This is a genomic window from Sphingomonas sp. SORGH_AS_0879, assembly GCF_030819175.1.
In the GTDB taxonomy this organism is placed as follows: domain Bacteria; phylum Pseudomonadota; class Alphaproteobacteria; order Sphingomonadales; family Sphingomonadaceae; genus Sphingomonas.
Window position 1 is genome coordinate 765,558 of sequence record NZ_JAUTBJ010000002.1, and the last position, 18,110, is coordinate 783,667.

Genomic DNA, 18,110 nt, shown 5'->3' on the forward strand with positions numbered 1-18,110 from the left:
TTCTCAGCGACTATGTCCGGGTTCAGAAGGCACCGGCTCTACCGGCGTTGACGTAATCGCTTCCCAACCTCCGTTCAGCCTGAGCGAAGTCGAAGGCCACGACCACGCGCATCGTGTGGATCATAAAGATGTTCGCGCGGAGGCGCGGAGAACGCGGAGGTGTCGGGCTGGTGGCGCGGTCACCCTACCGATCACAGGTCGATAGCAACAGGACATAGATGCGGCGTGCAAGACAGTTCCGCGTCCTCCACGCCTCCGCGCCAACCATCCTGAGTTTCGCCGACCGCCTTCCGAAACCGGGCTCCGCCTCGGGTCCGCTTACCCCTTCATCACATGCGGGCGCGCGGCGACCTGGTCGAACATCCGGCCCGGCTGGTCGAGCCAGATCGGCGACAACTTGGTCGAGTCGACGCGCTCCAGCCCGACCGCATAGGCGCAGCGTGAGACGCCCCAGTCGGTATGCGCCGCGGCGGCGAGGACGGGGACGAACATCGGGCGACCGGCGGCGTCGATCACATGGATCGCCTCGCGCGGCAACGCCGTGACGCCGCGCACGGTACGGCTCTCGCCCGCCCCCAGCGCGAAGGGCGGGACGATCGGGCGCCCCTGGGGCTGACGGGCCAGTTCGATCAGTTGCGCGTCGAGCCCGGCATGGGCGCTCAGCAGCCGAAGATCGACCGCGACCCGCCCGATCGGGGTCGCGCCGGTATTATGCACCGTCACTTCCGCCTCGATCGTCGCCGACAGCATGTTCAGCCCGACGCGCAAGGGACGCGCCTCGACCGCCAGGAAGCTCGGCTCGGGCGGCAGGGCGGGAGCGGCGGCGGGTTGGGCCGGGGCCGGTTGAGGCGCGCGAGGGACGGCGGGGCGTTCGTCCACCGGCTCGGCGGGCGGCGGCACCGGGGCGATGGTCGGCGCGGGCAGCGCCTGCGGGCGACGGCTGCGACGACCCAGCCACAGGCCAATGGCGAGCGCGGCGAGCCCCGTACCGATCAGCAGCGGCCAGAAGGGCAGGTCGCGCTCCGCCTCGCCGCTTTCCGGTGCGGCGGTGCCGGGGGCGGCGATCGCCGGGCTTGTCGTCTGGGCGTTGGTGATCGTCATCCCCTCGGCACCCGCATCGGGCCGGTTGGCCATCGTCGCATCGGGCGAGGTTTCGGGATCGGGCAGGCGGGTCGCGGGCGGCTCGGGCGACGGGGTGGGGGCGGGCGTCTCGACCGGGAGTGGCGTGGCGGCGGGGGCCGGGGTCGCGCGCGGCGTGGGCCGGGGGGTGGGCGTGGCACGCGGGGTCGGCGTCGGCGTGGCTTCGAGCGCGCGCTGGCTCGGCAGGACGAGGCGCGGCGTCGCCGGGGTCGGAACCGGCGTTGGCACGGCTTGTGGGGTGGTCGTGCGCGGGCTCAGGCTGAACCCGTCCAGGCCGCTCGTCGAGGGGCGGGGAGCGGCATCACCATCCTGGGGCGCGGTCTGGGCGAGGGCGGGCCCGGCCAGCATCGGAGCGAGCACCGGCGCCAGCGTCAGGGCAAGGAGGCGCGCGATGCGACGCGGCCCGGACGATGTCATGAAAGGCATTCCTCGTGGTAACTATAATCTTCACCGACCGTTCGGGCCACCGGCCCGACCGCTAAGCCGTGCCCGGTAGGACCGGCGGATGCAACCCCTTGTGTACCGGCATATGCGGCCAATATATGGCAGAGCGGGTTGGCGCGGGAACTTTCCCCGCAGGGCTGCGTGTCCCGGTTTGACACCGGGGGGTATCGCCCCTATATCGCGACCATCCACCACAATCTTCGGGAAATGATGCGCCTTCGCGCAGCGTGTCGGTCGAATGGGAGATTGCTGGTTTAGCAGACGCCGGATGCCGCCGCACATCGATGCGAGCGGCCTTTCGGCGTCTGTCGTTGCGTCTCGCCCGGAGGCATCCGGGCAGTGATTTACGGCTGACGAGGCAGACAGACCCATGGCAACCAAGGCGATCGACAGCGGCTCCGCCCCCCGCAAGGGCGATGGCGGCACCGCCAAGCGGCGTATCCGCAAGGTGTTCGGCGACATCCACGAAGTGGTGCAGATGCCGAACCTGATCGAGGTTCAGCGCGAAAGCTACGAACAGTTCCTGCGCTCCGACAAGTCCACGGGCCATGTCTCGGGCCTGGAAAAGACGCTGCGCAGCGTCTTCCCGATCCAGGATTTCGCCGGCACCGCCTATCTCGACTTCGACGATTACGTCCTCGAGGACCCGAAGTTCGACGTGGAAGAATGCCGCCAGCGGGGCATCACCTATGCCGCGCCGATGCGCGTCACGCTGCGCCTGACCGCGTTCGAGGTCGATCCCGATACCGAAGCCAAGTCGGTCATCGATATCAAGGAGCAGGACGTCTACATGGGCGACATGCCCCTGATGACGGAGAACGGCACCTTCTTCATCAACGGCACCGAGCGCGTCATCGTCAGCCAGATGCACCGTTCGCCGGGCGTGTTGTTCGACCATGATCGCGGCAAGACCCATGCCTCGGGCAAATATCTCTTCGCCGCGCGCGTGATCCCCTATCGCGGCTCGTGGCTGGACTTCGAGTTCGACGCCAAGGACATCGTCAACGTCCGTATCGACCGCAAGCGCAAGCTGCCGGTGACGGCGCTGCTCTATGCGCTGGGCATGAACTCGGAAGAGATCCTCAACTATTTCTACAACCGCCTGACCTTCGTTCGCGGCGACGGCGGCTGGAAGATCCCGTTCCAGGCCGAGAACTGGCGCGGCGCCAAGCCGATGTTCGACATCGTCGATGCGAACTCGGGCGAGGTCGTGTTCCCCGCCGGTCAGAAGATTTCGCCCCGCGCCGCCAACAAGGCGGCCAAGGACGGCCTGACCCAGCTGCTGATCCCGACCGAGGAAATCTTCGGCCGTTACTCGGCCTATGACCTGATCAACGAGCAGACCGGCGAGATCTATGTCGAGGCCGGTGACGAGATCAGCGCCGAGAATCTCGAAGCGCTGGACAAGGCGGGCGTCGACACGATCGAGCTGCTCGACATCGACCATGTCGCCACGGGTCCGTGGATCCGCAACACGCTGAAGGCCGACAAGGCCGAAGAGCGCGAGCAGGCGCTGTCCGACATCTATCGCGTCATGCGCCCCGGCGAGCCGCCGACGCTGGAGACGGCGGAAGCGCTGTTCGCAGGGCTGTTCTTCGATCCCGATCGCTACGACCTGTCGGCCGTTGGTCGCGTCAAGCTGAACATGCGTCTCGACCTTGACTGCCCGGACACGGTGACGACGCTGCGCACCGAGGACATCCTGGCGGTGGTCAAGACGCTGGTCGACCTGAAGGACGGCAAGGGCGAGATCGACGATATCGACAATCTCGGCAACCGCCGCGTGCGTTCGGTGGGCGAGCTGCTGGAGAACCAGTATCGCGTCGGCCTGCTGCGCATGGAGCGTGCGGTCAAGGAGCGCATGTCGTCGGTCGACGTGTCGACGGTGATGCCGAACGACCTGATCAACGCCAAGCCTGCGGTCGCCGCGGTGCGTGAGTTCTTCGGTTCGTCGCAGCTGTCGCAGTTCATGGACCAGACCAACCCGCTGTCCGAAGTGACGCACAAGCGTCGCGTCTCGGCGCTCGGGCCGGGCGGTCTGACGCGTGAGCGTGCGGGCTTCGAAGTCCGCGACGTTCACCCGACGCACTATGGCCGCATCTGCCCGATCGAAACGCCGGAAGGCCCGAACATCGGTCTGATCAACTCGCTGTCGACCTTCGCCCGCGTCAACAAGTATGGCTTCATCGAGACGCCGTACCGCAAGGTGATCGACGGCCGCGTGACCGACGAGGTCGTGTACCTGTCGGCGATGGAGGAGCAGAAGCACACCGTCGCCCAGGCTTCGGCCGCGACGGATGCGGACAACCGCTTCACCGAGGATCTGGTCTCGGCGCGTCAGGCGGGCGAGTTCCTGATGGCGCTGCCCGATCAGATCACCCTGATGGACGTGTCGCCGAAGCAGCTCGTCTCGGTCGCCGCCTCGCTCATTCCGTTCCTGGAAAACGACGACGCCAACCGCGCGCTCATGGGCTCGAACATGCAGCGCCAGGCCGTGCCGCTGGTGAAGGCGGAAGCGCCTTTCGTCGGCACCGGCATGGAAGAGACGGTGGCCCGCGACTCGGGTGCGGCGATCGCGGCGAAGCGCGCCGGTATCGTCGACCAGGTCGATGCGTCGCGCATCGTGGTGCGCGCGACCGGAGAGGTCGATGCGGGCAAGTCGGGCGTCGACATCTACACGCTGATGAAGTTCCAGCGCTCGAACCAGTCGACCTGCATCAACCAGCGTCCGCTGGTGAAGGTGGGCGACGTCGTGCGGGCGGGCGACGTGATCGCCGACGGCCCCTCGACCGAGTTCGGCGAGCTGGCGCTGGGCCGCAACGCGCTCGTCGCGTTCATGCCCTGGAACGGCTACAACTATGAGGACTCGATCCTCATCTCCGAGCGGATCGTGAAGGACGACGTGTTCACGTCGATCCATATCGACGAGTTCGAAGTCATGGCGCGCGACACCAAGCTCGGGCCGGAAGACATCACCCGCGACATTCCGAACGTGGGTGAAGAGGCGCTGCGCAACCTCGACGAGGCGGGCATCGTCTATGTCGGGGCCGAGGTGGAGCCGGGCGACATCCTGGTCGGCAAGATCACGCCCAAGGGCGAATCGCCGATGACGCCGGAGGAAAAGCTTCTCCGCGCGATCTTCGGCGAAAAGGCCAGCGACGTGCGCGACACCTCGCTGCGCCTGCCGCCGGGCGTGGCCGGTACGATCGTCGATGTGCGCGTCTTCAATCGTCACGGCATCGACAAGGACGAGCGCGCGATGGCGATCGAGCGCGAGGAGATCGAGCGTCTGAAGAAGGACGCCGACGACGAGCGCACGATCCTCAACCGGGCGACCTGGAGCCGCCTGCGCGAGATGCTGCTCGACCAGACCGCCACCGCCGCGCCCAAGGGCGTGAAGAAGGGCATCGTCATCGACGCCGAGGTGCTGGAATCGGTCGATCGTCATGAATGGTGGAAGTTCGCCGTCGCCGACGACGCGCGCCAGAGCGATCTGGAAGCGGTCAAGGCGCAGTATGACGAAGCCGCCAAGCGGATCACGGACAAGTTCCATGACCGTCGCGACAAGCTGGAGCGTGGTGACGAGCTGCCGCCGGGCGTGCTGAAGATGGTCAAGGTCTTCGTGGCGGTGAAGCGCAAGCTGCAGCCGGGCGACAAGATGGCCGGCCGTCACGGCAACAAGGGCGTGATCAGCCGCATCCTGCCGCAGGAGGACATGCCCTTCCTCGCGGACGGTACGCCGGTCGATCTCGTGCTGAACCCGCTGGGCGTGCCGTCGCGCATGAACGTCGGTCAGATCTTCGAGACCCACCTGGGCTGGGCGGCGCGCAACCTGGGTATGCAGGTCGCGGCGCAGCTGGAGGATTGGCGCGAAGCCAATCCCGACGCCAAGGCGGGCGCGGTGCCGGAAGCGGTGAAGGCACGGCTCGTGGAAATCTACGGCGATCACTATGCCGAAGACATCCAGAACCGTGACGACGAGGAAGTGGCCGAGCTGGTCCAGAACATCCGCACCGGCGTGCCGATGGGGACCCCGGTGTTCGACGGCGCGCGCGAGAGCGACGTGTCGGAGATGCTGGAGCTGGCGGGCCTGCACACCTCGGGCCAGTCGGACCTGTTCGACGGGCGCACCGGCGATCAGTTCGACCGCAAGGTGACCGTGGGCATCATCTACATGCTGAAGCTGCACCACCTGGTCGACGACAAGATCCACGCGCGTTCGATCGGGCCGTACAGCCTCGTCACCCAGCAGCCGCTGGGTGGTAAGGCGCAGTTCGGTGGCCAGCGCTTCGGTGAGATGGAAGTGTGGGCGCTGCAAGCTTATGGCGCGGCGTACACGCTCCAGGAAATGCTGACGGTGAAGTCGGACGACGTGGTCGGCCGCACCAAGGTCTACGAAGCGATCGTCAAGGGCGACGACACCTTCGAGGCGGGCATTCCGGAGAGCTTCAACGTGCTGGTCAAAGAAATGCGCTCGCTGGGTCTCAACGTCGACCTCAAGTCGATGGAAGACGCCCAGGACGACGGTCTGGCCGAGGCGGCGGAGTAAGAAACGGAGCCGGTGGGGCCACCCGCCCCGCCGGCGCCTTCTCGCTCGCCCGATGAATTTTCCCTCCCTGTGAGGAAAGCAAAATGAACGAACTGACCAACTTCGCCAATCCGGTGGCCAAGCCGGAAACCTTCGACCAGATTCAGATCGGCATCGCGTCGCCCGACAAGATCCGTTCCTGGTCGTTCGGCGAGATCAAGAAGCCCGAGACGATCAACTATCGCACGTTCAAGCCGGAACGTGACGGCCTGTTCTGCGCGCGCATCTTCGGTCCGATCAAGGATTACGAATGCTTGTGCGGCAAGTACAAGCGCATGAAGTACAAGGGCATCGTCTGCGAAAAGTGCGGTGTCGAAGTCACGGTGTCGAAGGTCCGCCGCGAGCGGATGGGCCATATCGAACTGGCCGCCCCCGTCGCGCATATCTGGTTCCTGAAATCGCTGCCGTCGCGCATCGGTCTGCTCCTCGACATGCAGCTCAAGCAGCTCGAGCGCGTGCTGTACTTCGAAGCCTATATCGTCATCGAGCCGGGCCTGACCCCGCTGGAGAAGTATCAGCTTCTCACCGAGGACGAACTGCTCGACGCGCAGGATGAATATGGCGAGGACGCCTTCTCCGCCGGTATCGGCGCCGAGGCGGTCCGCATCATGCTCGAGAGCCTCGACCTCGAGGGCGAGCGCGTGCAGCTTCTGGAAGAGCTGGCGACGACCAAGTCGGAGCTGAAGCCCAAGAAGATCATCAAGCGCCTGAAGGTCGTCGAGAGCTTCATCGAATCGGGCAACCGTCCCGAATGGATGATCCTCGAAGTCATCCCGGTCATCCCGCCCGAGCTGCGCCCGCTGGTGCCGCTGGACGGTGGCCGCTTCGCGACCTCGGACCTGAACGACCTGTATCGCCGCGTCATCAACCGCAACAACCGCCTGAAGCGCCTGATGGAGCTGCGTGCGCCGGACATCATCGTCCGCAACGAAAAGCGCATGTTGCAGGAAGCGGTCGACGCGCTGTTCGACAACGGCCGTCGCGGCCGCACGATCACGGGCGCCAACAAGCGTCCGCTGAAGTCGCTGTCCGACATGCTGAAGGGCAAGCAGGGCCGCTTCCGTCAGAACCTGCTCGGCAAGCGCGTCGATTATTCGGGCCGTTCGGTCATCGTGACCGGTCCGGAGCTGAAGCTGCACCAGTGCGGCCTGCCGAAGAAGATGGCGCTCGAGCTGTTCAAGCCGTTCATCTATGCCCGTCTGGACGCCAAGGGTCTGTCGATGACCCTGAAGCAGGCCAAGAAGTGGGTCGAGAAGGAGCGCAAGGAAGTCTGGGACATCCTGGACGAGGTGATCCGCGAGCACCCGGTCATGCTGAACCGCGCGCCGACGCTTCACCGTCTGGGCATCCAGGCGTTCGAGCCGGTGCTGATCGAGGGCAAGGCGATCCAGCTTCACCCGCTGGTCTGCTCGGCGTTCAACGCCGACTTCGACGGCGACCAGATGGCCGTTCACGTTCCGCTGTCGCTGGAAGCGCAGTTGGAAGCGCGCGTCCTGATGATGTCGACCAACAACATCCTGTCGCCCGCGAACGGCAAGCCGATCATCGTGCCGTCGCAGGACATGGTGCTGGGCCTCTATTACCTCTCGCTCGAAAAGCAGAAGGAACCGGGCGAGGGCATGATGCTGGCGGACATGGAGGAGGTCCATCAGGCCCTCTTCGCCGGTGCCGTCACGCTGCACACCAAGATCATCAGCCGCGTTCCGCAGACCGACGAGCAGGGCAACCAGTATCTCAAGCGCTATGAGACCACGCCAGGTCGCATGCTGCTGGGCGAGTGCCTGCCGAAGAGCCACAAGGTGCCCTTCGACATCGTCAACCGCGTCCTGACCAAGAAGGACGTCGGCGAGGTGATCGACGAGGTCTATCGTCACACCGGCCAGAAGGAGACCGTGCTGTTCGCCGACGCGATCATGGCGCTGGGCTTCCGTCACGCGTTCCGCGCGGGCATCTCGTTCGGCAAGGACGACATGATCATCGCGCCGGACAAGGATCGCCTGGTCGACGAGACGCGCGAGCAGGTGAAGGACTTCGAGCAGCAATATCAGGACGGCCTGATCACGCAGCAGGAGAAGTATAACAAGGTGATCGACGCCTGGAGCCGTTGCGGCGATCAGGTCGCGAACTCGATGATGAACGAGATCAAGGCGGTCCGGCATTACGAGGACGGCCCGATGGAAGGCCGTGAAAAGCCGATCAACTCGATCTACATGATGGCCCACTCGGGCGCCCGTGGTAGCCCCGCGCAGATCAAGCAGCTTGCGGGTATGCGCGGCCTGATGGCCAAGCCGTCGGGCGAGATCATCGAGACGCCGATCATCTCGAACTTCAAGGAAGGTCTGACCGTTCTTGAATATTTCAACTCGACCCACGGCGCGCGTAAGGGCCTGGCCGACACGGCATTGAAGACGGCGAACTCGGGGTATCTGACCCGCCGTCTGGTGGACGTGTCGCAGGACTGCGTCATCATCGAAGAGGATTGCGGCACGACCCGCGCCCTGGAGATGAAGGCGATCGTGCAGGGCGGCTCGACCATCGCGTCGCTCGGCGAGCGTATCCTGGGCCGCACCACGGCGGAGGACATCGTCAACGCCAAGACCGGCGAAGTCATCATCGCATCGGGCGTGCTGCTCGACGAGCCGATGGTGGCAAAGATCGAGGCGGCGAACACCCAGTCGGTCAAGATCCGCAGCCCGCTGGTCTGCGAATCGAAGATCGGCGTCTGCGGCAAATGCTATGGCCGTGACCTCGCCCGCGGTACGCCGGTGAACATCGGCGAAGCGGTCGGCGTCATCGCGGCGCAGTCGATCGGTGAGCCGGGCACCCAGTTGACCATGCGTACCTTCCACATCGGTGGCGCGGCGCAGTTGAACGAGCAGTCGAACCTGGAAGCGGCGGTGGACGGTGTCGTCCAGTTCCGCGACCTTCGCCTGATCACCGACCAGCGTGGCCGTCGCGTGGTGCTGAGCCGTTCGGGCGAAATCGCGATCGTCGACATGGACGGCCGCGAACTGTCGGTCGACCGTATCCCCTATGGTGCCTATGTCCTGTTCGACGATGGTCACATCGTGTCGAAGGGCGACCGGATGGCCGAGTGGGATCCGTTCACCATGCCGGTGATCACCGAAAACCCCGGTACGGTGAAGTTCCAGGACCTCATCGAGGGTAAGACCCTGACCGAGCAGGTCGACGAAGCCACGGGTATCGCCCAGCGCGTCGTGACCGAATATCGCGCCTCGACCAAGTCGAAGGAGGATCTGCGTCCGCGCATGACCCTGCTCGACGACAATTCGGGCGAAGCCGGTCGCTACATGCTGGCGCCGGGCGCGACGCTCTCGGTCGAGGACGGGGCGCAGGTCCAAGGCGGTGACGTTCTGGCCCGTGTTGCCCGCGAGTCGGCCAAGACCCGCGACATCACCGGCGGTCTGCCGCGCGTCGCCGAACTGTTCGAGGCGCGCGTTCCCAAGGACTCGGCGATCATCGCCAAGGTTTCGGGCCGCGTCGTGTTCGGCAAGGACTACAAGGCGAAGCGCAAGATCGGCATCCAGCCTGAGGATGGCGGCGAGGTCGTCGAGTATCTGGTCCCGAAGTCGAAGGTGATCGACGTTCAGGAAGGCGATTACGTCAAGCGTGGCGACAACCTGATCGGCGGCTCGCCCGATCCGCACGACATTCTGGAAACGATGGGCGTGGAGCCGCTGGCCGAATATCTGGTCAGCGAAATCCAGGAAGTCTATCGACTCCAGGGCGTGAAGATCAACGACAAGCACATCGAGACGATCGTTCGTCAGATGCTGCAAAAGGTCGAGATCACCGACGGCGGCGACACCACGCTGCTGAAGGGCGAGCAGGTCGATCGCGAGGAAATGGACGCGATCAACGACAAGCTCGAGCCGAACCAGGCGCGTGCGCAGGGCAAGCCCGTCCTGCTCGGCATCACCAAGGCGTCGCTGCAAACCCGCAGCTTCATCTCGGCGGCGTCGTTCCAGGAAACCACCCGCGTCCTCACCGAGGCGGCGGTCCAGGGCAAGCAGGACACGCTGATGGGCCTGAAGGAGAATGTCATCGTCGGCCGCCTGATCCCGGCGGGCACCGGTGCGGGCATGAACCGCCTGCGCGTGGCGGCCTCCAGCCGCGATGCGGCGCTCCGGGCGCAGCAGCGCAAGCTGGCCGAGGCGATCATCGCCCCGGTCAGCGCCGCCGAAGAGCGGGCCGCCGAACAGGCGCGTTCGGCGCGTGACGCGGGCGGCACCGGCAACGATCCGCTGGCCGAGGTCGCCCCCTCGGGCCACGGCACGGACGCCGATGCCGGTGAGTATCTGAACGACTGATCCGGCTAACGGATTGAAATCGAAAGGGCCGCCGTCCGGGCAACCGGGCGGCGGCTTTTTACTGGCACCGATCAACGCTTGAGGATTGACGCCGCCGGTCCCGCATGGCGGAGAAAGTGTTGCGACGAAAACGACGGATTTGCGCCGAATGGAGGGTGCGTGAGGCCGTTGCGCGGGAACCGAAACGCCCTCCCAACCATATACGAATATTGGAGAAGATCCCGGACGCGCGCGGGTTATTGGCGTGCCGATGGGACCCCGGAGACCTGAAATGACGTCCCCCGAGATTGACGAAGACTATTTCTACCAACGTGCTGAAACAGAACTAGAATTGGCCCAGAAGGCGACCCATCCGGCAGCGGTCCGGGCGCATTACATCATCGCCAACCATTATCTGGACCGGGCGTATAGCCAGCCCGATGCGGGCGCGGCGGTCGAGGCGGCGGAGTAGCCGAACGGGCGCCAGGCCCGACCCGATGGGAGAATATCGCAGCCGCCTCGGCCATCATGGCCGGGGCGGTTCGTCATGTCGGGTGGGTGGAGCCGGAAGGGCTTCCTCCCCTTCTTCCCTGTAGGGGGAGTGGCTCACACGGACTCGGTCGAAGCTGACCGGGCGCTGGCCGGAAGGGATGGCAGTTCGAGGGGCAGGCGATAGGCCCGGATCGGAATGACCGCTCGACAGGGAGGTGAGGCGGATTTACGCGGCACCGATGCACCGTGAACGATCCGCTCTCCCGTCCGCGACCTGTCCGGCTTCCTATCCCGCCGGACAAAGCCCGGGCGGTCGTGGACGGGCCATCGCGGCGCTGTGGCTGGTCTATGTCGTCGCCATGGCCATCGTCTTCCGCGTGCCGATCGCCAGTGGTTTCGACCTGGGTTTCGGCGACCGGGCGGACGGGCTGATCGAGATGACCATCCTCGAACATTGGCGCAATGTCTGGTCGGGCGTGTCGCCGTGGAACGGCGGATTCTACTTCCATCCCTATGGCGGGACACTGGGCTATAACGATGGCTATTTCCTCTATGGCCTATCCTATTCCTTCTGGCGGCTGTTCGCCGATCCCTTTCATGCCGACACGCTGAACATCCTGACCTTCAAGACGGTCGGATTTTTCGGGGCCTATGCGCTGGTAACGCGGTCGCTGGGCTGGGGCCGTGGGGCGGGGCTGTTCGTCGCGCTGTCCTTCACCATCGCGAGCAACATCGCGCTTCAGGCGGTCCATGCGCAGTTACAGAGCGTCGCCTTGCTGCCGATCGCGATGATGCTGGCCATCGCATGCGTTCGGGCCGAGGCGATGGGGCGGCACACCCGCGCGCGCCTGTCGGCGGTGGCGCTGGCCGCGCTGATCGCGGCGTGGCTGATGACATCCTATTATATGGCTTGGTTCACGATCTTCTCGGCCTGTCTGTTCCTGCTGTGCCGGGCGGTGCTGGGGGATCAGGCACAGCCCACCGCGACGATCGCGCTGGTCCGTCGTCATGCCGGGACCATCGCCTGCGGCCTCGGCAGCTTCGCGGTGCTGATCCTGCCCTTCCTGACCGTCTATCTGCCCAAGCTGCGCGAGACGGGGGGCGAGGGCTATTTCGAGATGCTGGGCTATCTCATCACGCCGGTCATCGACATGGTGAATGTCGGGCCGGACAATTACCTTTGGGGTTGGATGTTTCGTCCGTTGCTGGCGCTGGTGCATCAAGTGCTGCCCGACGATCCGGCGCTGCCGGGGCGGGTGCTGCGCGGCGAGCATGAGGTCGGGTTCCCGCCGATCTTCTGCATCCTGTTGATCGTCACGGCATGGCGTATCCTGCGTCGCCGTCCGGTCGGGGAGGGGGCGACCGTGTCGGTCGAATGGCGCGCCTTCACGCTGGCGATGATCGTCGGCTGGGCGCTGACGCTGCAATTCTGGATCTTCTCGCCGTGGAACCTGGTCTTCTATCTGGTGCCGGGGGCCAAGGGTTTGCGGGTCGTGTCGCGCTATCAGCTTTGGCTGACCCTGCCGTTCCTGCTGATCGTCGTCTATGCTTGGCGTGCGCGGATGGCGGCCTTGCTGCGAAGCAAGCCCTGGTGGGGCGTCGCGATCGTCACGCTGCTACTGGCCGAGAATCTGAGCGCGGAAACCGCCGCGCCGCTCAGCCGTCGCGAACAGCGCGCCGCGCTGGACGCGATTCCGCCGCCGCCTGCGGACTGCCGCGTCTTCTATGTGGTGGCATCGCGCGCGGGGGAGCCGCTCTACGTCAATGCCGAACTGAATGCCCTCTATCCGCACAATGTCGATGCGATGTTCCTGGCCGAACAATGGCGGGTGCCGACGATCAACGGCTTTTCGACCTTCAACCCGCCCGACTGGCATTTCGCCGATCCGCTGGCGGGGGATTATGAGGCACGGGTGAAGCGCTATGTCGCGCGGCACGGACTGCGTCAGGTCTGCCGCCTCGACATGCGGCAGGCCCGGCCCTGGTCACGCTAGGGCGGGGCGATCAGCCGACCGGTCGCGCGCCTTCGTCCGGTGCGGCGCGGCCCCGATGGATCGAGGGAAGCTCGGCCAGTGTCAATCGCCGGTCATGGTTCAGGTCCAGCAGCGCAAAGCGCTTGTCCGCCGCCGCGACGAATTCCTGTGCAGACACACCGCGATTGAAGTTGCTGTCCGCCGAAGCGACCGGTTCGGGTATGCCGAGATAGCTGAAGCGCCCGGCGCCCTGGCGACCCAACAAGCTGGCCGCCGCGCGCCCGTCGGGCTGATCGCCGCCGCCGCCGCGTCCGCTGCCCATGCCGCCGCCGCCTCGGCGTCCGCCGCCCACTCCGCCGCGTCCGCCGCCGCCACGGCCACCGGCCATGCGCGCAACCCCGCCGCCCGGCCCGGCCACGCGCAGTTCGGGAAACAGCTCGGTCTCATACCATTGCAGATCGTCGGAATCGATTTCGCCGTCCTTGCCGCGATCCAGTACCGCGAAGAAGCGCAGGGCATCCGCCTCGAACTCGGCGGGGGTCAGCGCGCCGTCGCCATTCGTATCGGCACCGGCGAACCAGCGCCGCTCGCCATCGGGGCCATGAAAGGGCTCGCCCATCGGGCTGGCGAACAGCGGGCCGCGACTGCCGGGGTGCCCTCCGCCGGGAAAGCCGCCATGGCGTCCATCGTCCGGCGGGCCCCTGTGCGGCCGATCGGCGGCGCATCCGGCCAGGACGCAACATGGGGCGAGGATCGCTGCACGCATGATCGAGGGCTTTCCGATGCTGTTCGGCCGGTCGGTGAGCCGGGCAAGCGCGTCGCCCGGGCCGGAGGGATCAGCGACGGACCCAGCGGCAGATCTTGACGCGCTTACCGTGCTTCTTTTCGATCTTGCAGACGTGCTTCTTGCCGTGATGCGGGCCGCGCTGCGCCGCGACGGGAGCCGAAACCAGCATGGCGGCGGCTAGCGCGGCCGCGATCGAGGCGATCGTTCTGGAACGGGTCATATCGCTATCCTGACATGGCTGTGGGAGGGGAGGAGAGGCATCCCTAGCCGTCAGGTATCTGAAAAGTTTGATCGAGTTGTCGCGAAGTGTCGCAACCGCGACCATGGCGCACGCGCAAAAGAAAAGGGCGACCCCCGCGAAGGGGCCGCCCTTATCCTTGGCTCGACAAGCGAACGGGTGCGGCAGGTTGCCCTGCCGCAGTCCGATTACTTGAGCTCGACGGTCGCGCCGGCTTCTTCGAGCTGCTTCTTGATCTTCTCGGCCTCGTCCTTGGCAATGCCTTCCTTGACGGGCTTCGGAGCGCCTTCGACCAGCGCCTTGGCTTCGGTCAGGCCCAGGCCGGTGATCGCGCGGACTTCCTTGATGACGTTGATCTTCTTGCCACCGTCGCCGGTGAGGATCACGTCGAATTCGGTCTTCTCTTCAGCGGCCGGAGCGGCAGCGCCGCCAGCGGCAGGAGCCGCGGCAACGGCAGCGGCGGCCGAGACGCCCCACTTCTCTTCGAGCAGCTTCGAAAGCTCAGCGGCTTCGAGGACGGTCAGCTCGCTCAGCTGGTCAACCAGCGCGTTCAGGTCTGCCATGTTCTTATCTCCAATACGGGCCGGGTAAAATGGCCCGAGTGTGTCAGTTCAAATCGTCGTGTACGCCCGAAGATCAGGCGGCTTCCTTGTCCTTGTCGGCATAAGCCGCGAGGACGCGGGCGATCTGCGCCGCGGGAGCCTGGGTGATGGTGGCCAGCTTCGTCGCCGGAGCGACGATGAGACCAACCAGCTTCGCCCGGAGCTCGTCCAGCGAGGGCAGAGTCGCCAGCGCCTGCACGCCTGCGACATCAAGGACGTTCGCACCCATCGATCCGCCGACGATCTCGAACTTGTCGGTCGTCTTGGCGAATTCCACGGCCACCTTGGCGGCGGCCACGGGATCGATCGAGCTGGCGATGCCGACGGGACCCGTCAGCATGTCAGCGACACCGGCATAGTCGGTGCCCTGGGCTGCGATCTTGGCAAGCCGGTTCTTCGAGACCTTGTAGGACGCGCCGGCTTCCCGCATCTTCGTGCGCAGGGCCGTCGACTGGGCGACGGTCATGCCGAGGTTGCGGGTGATGACCACCACGCCGACCTCGTTGAAGTTACGGTTCAGTTCGGCGACGGCCTGGGTCTTTTGATCGCGATCCATGCCATTCTCCATGGTTGGAACGACCGCGAACGGTCATCCCGGTTGCTTGACCGGGGGGTGTGACCACCCCTCGGGGTGTCCAGCGATGGGGAATGGGCAACCGACGCGTGAGAAACGCGGGGCAGACCGGGCGGGACCAGCAAGCTGGAGCGACCGGCAAAATCCTTTTCCCCGTCTCGGCAGGAGATTAAGCCAGGGCATATTCCCCGGCACCTGCTGTCTTGGACGGAATCCGAACAGGCGAACCTGTCTGGATGCGGGGGTGCGCTTAGGCGGATCGGCGCGGGGAGTCAAGCGATGCGACGGGATGAAGGTGATGTCATCCTTGAGTCATCCCTGCGTCACCGACATGACGCGGAAATGAAGCCGGGATGACTTGGATGGTCGGCAAACGGCGGCGCGTGAGACCGCGCCTTCCCCGCGCGGTGCCCCGGGGGATCTGCCATGTCGGATATGAACAGCCTGGTCGCCTATGACGATGGCGACATCGATACCAACCGTTCGACCAACACCCATATGAGCGACCTGATCGCCACCCGCCTGTCGCGTCGCCAGACGTTGCGCCACGGCGTGTCGGCGATGACGACCGCGCTGTTCGGCGGCGCGTTGCTGGCGGGTTGCGACGACGAGAATCCGCAAGCGGTCACCGCCACGGCGGCGGGCAGCACCGCCAGCGTTGCGGCGGGCCGCCCCGTCACGCTGACCGGCACGGTGGGCAGCGGGAAGGTGGCGAACGTCAACTGGAGCCAGACGGCGGGGCCGTCGGTCACGCTGACCAACGCCAACCAGCTGGTCGCCTCGTTCCGCGCGCCCGCCGTGGCGACCGCGACGCAGCTCGCCTTCAAGCTGGAAATCACGAGCCGCGACGGGCTGGTCACGAACAACAGCGTGACGGTCACCGTGACGCCGATCACGCTCGACTTCACCGCCGTACCGCACAGCCTGGCCGATGTGGTGACGGTACCGTCCGGCTATAGCGTGACCGTGCTGTACCGGCTGGGCGATCCGATCGCCTCGGGCGTGGCGGCCGCCGCCAATAACGGTACCGACACCAATTTCGCACAGCGCGCGGGCGACCATCATGACGGCATGAGCTATTTCGGGCTTGCCGCCAGCGGTTCGACCCCCGATCCGACGAACAGCACGCGCGGTCTCCTCGTCCTGAACCACGAGAACATCACCCAGCTTTACCTCCACGCCAACGGCCCAACGCCCGCTCCGCGCCCCGAAGCCGAGGCGATCAAGGAGATCGAGTGCCACGGCGTCTCGGTGATTGAGGTCACCCGCACGAACGGCACCTGGTCCTACGTCCAGGGCTCGGCGCTCAACCGTCGCATCACCCCCAACACGCCCATGGCGTTCAGCGGCCCGGTCAAGGGCAATACGTGGTTGAAGACCGCCTATTCGACCAATGGCACCGGCGGGCGGGGCACGATCAACAACTGCGCCAACGGCACCATGGCGTGGAACACATACCTGACCAACGAGGAGAATTGGGCGGGCTATTTCCGTCGTCTCAGCGGGGACGCGGCGGTGCGGGCCACCACCAATCCCAAGCAGAATGTCTCGCTGGCCCGCTATGGCATCAGCGAGCCGCGTAACGGCAACTACAACTGGGCGACCGCGACCCCGTCCGATGCGTCGAGCACCGTCTTCCGCCGCTGGAACGCGACCGCCGATGCGGCGCTCGCCGCCGATGGCACGGCGGACTTCCGCCATGAGCCGTTCCAGTTCGGCTGGGTGGTCGAGATCGACCCGTTCAATCCCGCCTCGACCCCGCGCAAGCGCACCGCGCTGGGCCGCATGAATCATGAGGGTTGCCAGAGCGGCCGGATGATCGCGGGTGTCCGCCCCGCCTTCTATATGGGTGACGATGCGCAGAACGAATATATCTACAAATTCGTCTCGGCGACGCCGTGGAGCGCCGCGGACGCGACCGCCAGCGACCGTCTGGCGGTGGGCGACAAATATCTCGATACCGGCACGCTCTATGTCGCCAGGTTCAACGCGGACGGCACCGGCCAGTGGATGCCGCTGGTGTTCGGGCAGAACGGGCTGACCTCGGCCAACGCGACCTATCCCTTCGCCGATCAGGCCGATGTCCTGATCAATACCCGCCTCGCCGCCGACGCGCTGGGCGCGACCAAGATGGACCGGCCCGAATGGACCGCCGTCAATCCGGCGACCGGCGAGATGTATTGCACGTTGACCAACAACGCCTCGCGCAAGCCGGTCGCCTCGGGCAGCCAGAGCGGCGTCGATGCGGCCAATCCGCGCGCCTATGTCGATGCGCCCTCCACCTCGGTCGGCAACCGCAACGGCCATATCGTGCGCCTCCGCGAGACGGGCGACACGACCGAGGCGACCAGCTTCACCTGGGACGTCTATGCCTTCGGTGCGGGTGCGGACCTCGACCCGACGAACATCAACCTGTCGGGGCTGGACGCGACCAACGACTTCTCCTCGCCCGACGGCCTGTGGTTCAGCCTGCCGAGCAATGTCGCCGGGCAGCAGACGCCGGTGATGTGGATCCAGACCGACGACGGCGCCTTTACCGACGTCACCAACTGCATGATGCTGGCGGCAATTCCGGGCCGGGTCGGCGATGGCGGCACGCGCTCGGTGACGAGCAGTGCGGGCGGCGCTTCGGCGACCGTCACCACCCGGATCGGCAAGGCGCCCGGCGTGACGCTGAAGCGCTTCCTGGTCGGGCCGAAGCAGTGCGAGATCACCGGCATCCACTCGACCCCGGACGGCACCTCGGTCTTCGTCAACATCCAGCATCCGGGCGAGGACGCGACCAATCCAAGCGCGCCGACCAGCAACTGGCCCGACAGCCAGACGGGTTCGGCGGCGGCGACGATCCGCCCGCGCTCGGCCACCATCGTCATCACCAAGAATGACGGCGGCGTGGTCGCGATCTGATCGACTGGCCGCATATCGAGCCCATCGGGGGCGGGAAGGCGATTGCCTTCCCGCC

General features: G+C 65.8%; 10 protein-coding genes. 5 read left to right on the top strand and 5 right to left on the bottom strand.

Features of this window, described 5'->3' with window-relative positions; genetic code table 11:
* Window positions 1-318 precede the first annotated feature (318 nt).
* The gene (locus QE379_RS04370) at window positions 319-1,557 is read right to left on the bottom strand and encodes a hypothetical protein (RefSeq protein WP_306998207.1); all 1,239 of its coding nucleotides are present in this window, start codon (window positions 1,555-1,557) and stop codon (window positions 319-321) included.
* Between the two features lie 397 nt (window positions 1,558-1,954).
* On the opposite strand from QE379_RS04370, the gene rpoB reads away from it, so the two are divergent.
* The 4 genes from rpoB to QE379_RS04390 all read left to right on the top strand — a co-directional run bounded on the left by rpoB (window position 1,955) and on the right by QE379_RS04390 (window position 12,968).
* The gene (gene rpoB, locus QE379_RS04375) at window positions 1,955-6,133 is read left to right on the top strand and encodes a DNA-directed RNA polymerase subunit beta (RefSeq protein ID WP_306998211.1); all 4,179 of its coding nucleotides are present in this window, start codon (window positions 1,955-1,957) and stop codon (window positions 6,131-6,133) included.
* 83 nt (window positions 6,134-6,216) lie between these two features.
* Window positions 6,217-10,503, top strand: a complete 4,287-nt coding sequence (gene rpoC, locus QE379_RS04380; RefSeq protein ID WP_306998214.1) for a DNA-directed RNA polymerase subunit beta' — start codon at window positions 6,217-6,219, stop codon at window positions 10,501-10,503.
* 271 nt (window positions 10,504-10,774) lie between these two features.
* On the top strand, window positions 10,775-10,954 hold the full coding sequence (locus QE379_RS04385) for a hypothetical protein (protein WP_306998216.1): 180 nt from the start codon (window positions 10,775-10,777) through the stop codon (window positions 10,952-10,954).
* Window positions 10,955-11,189: 235 nt separating this feature from the next.
* Complete coding sequence (locus QE379_RS04390; protein WP_306998217.1) at window positions 11,190-12,968, top strand: hypothetical protein; 1,779 nt, start codon at window positions 11,190-11,192, stop codon at window positions 12,966-12,968.
* Window positions 12,969-12,978: 10 nt separating this feature from the next.
* Here QE379_RS04390 and QE379_RS04395 read toward each other — a convergent pair whose 3' ends face one another.
* From QE379_RS04395 to rplJ, 4 genes are all read right to left on the bottom strand, one after another.
* Complete coding sequence (locus QE379_RS04395) at window positions 12,979-13,713, bottom strand: EF-hand domain-containing protein (RefSeq protein WP_306998219.1); 735 nt, start codon at window positions 13,711-13,713, stop codon at window positions 12,979-12,981.
* A gap of 70 nt (window positions 13,714-13,783) precedes the next feature.
* Window positions 13,784-13,954, bottom strand: a complete 171-nt coding sequence (locus tag QE379_RS04400; protein WP_306998222.1) for a hypothetical protein — start codon at window positions 13,952-13,954, stop codon at window positions 13,784-13,786.
* Between the two features lie 206 nt (window positions 13,955-14,160).
* Window positions 14,161-14,535: a 50S ribosomal protein L7/L12 gene (rplL, locus tag QE379_RS04405; protein ID WP_076711360.1), complete on the bottom strand. Its 375-nt coding sequence runs from the start codon at window positions 14,533-14,535 to the stop codon at window positions 14,161-14,163.
* Window positions 14,536-14,608: 73 nt separating this feature from the next.
* The gene (gene rplJ / locus QE379_RS04410) at window positions 14,609-15,130 is read right to left on the bottom strand and encodes a 50S ribosomal protein L10 (protein ID WP_306998224.1); all 522 of its coding nucleotides are present in this window, start codon (window positions 15,128-15,130) and stop codon (window positions 14,609-14,611) included.
* Window positions 15,131-15,574: 444 nt separating this feature from the next.
* Between rplJ and QE379_RS04415 the strand changes: the two genes are divergently transcribed.
* Window positions 15,575-18,055: a PhoX family phosphatase gene (locus QE379_RS04415; protein ID WP_306998225.1), complete on the top strand. Its 2,481-nt coding sequence runs from the start codon at window positions 15,575-15,577 to the stop codon at window positions 18,053-18,055.
* Window positions 18,056-18,110 lie beyond the last annotated feature (55 nt).

Excerpts from the sequence above, each read along its gene's own strand:
- rpoB (WP_306998211.1), top strand. The coding sequence starts at position 1,955 with ATGGCAACCAAGGCGATCGACAGCGGCTCCGCCCCCCGCAAGGGCGAT.
- QE379_RS04385 (WP_306998216.1), top strand. The coding sequence starts at position 10,775 with ATGACGTCCCCCGAGATTGACGAAGACTATTTCTACCAACGTGCTGAA.
- QE379_RS04400 (WP_306998222.1), bottom strand. The coding sequence starts at position 13,954 with ATGACCCGTTCCAGAACGATCGCCTCGATCGCGGCCGCGCTAGCCGCC.
- rplL (WP_076711360.1), bottom strand. The coding sequence starts at position 14,535 with ATGGCAGACCTGAACGCGCTGGTTGACCAGCTGAGCGAGCTGACCGTC.
- QE379_RS04370 (WP_306998207.1), bottom strand. The coding sequence starts at position 1,557 with ATGACATCGTCCGGGCCGCGTCGCATCGCGCGCCTCCTTGCCCTGACG.
- rplJ (WP_306998224.1), bottom strand. The coding sequence starts at position 15,130 with ATGGATCGCGATCAAAAGACCCAGGCCGTCGCCGAACTGAACCGTAAC.
- QE379_RS04415 (WP_306998225.1), top strand. The coding sequence starts at position 15,575 with ATGTCGGATATGAACAGCCTGGTCGCCTATGACGATGGCGACATCGAT.
- QE379_RS04395 (WP_306998219.1), bottom strand. The coding sequence starts at position 13,713 with ATGCGTGCAGCGATCCTCGCCCCATGTTGCGTCCTGGCCGGATGCGCC.
- rpoC (WP_306998214.1), top strand. The coding sequence starts at position 6,217 with ATGAACGAACTGACCAACTTCGCCAATCCGGTGGCCAAGCCGGAAACC.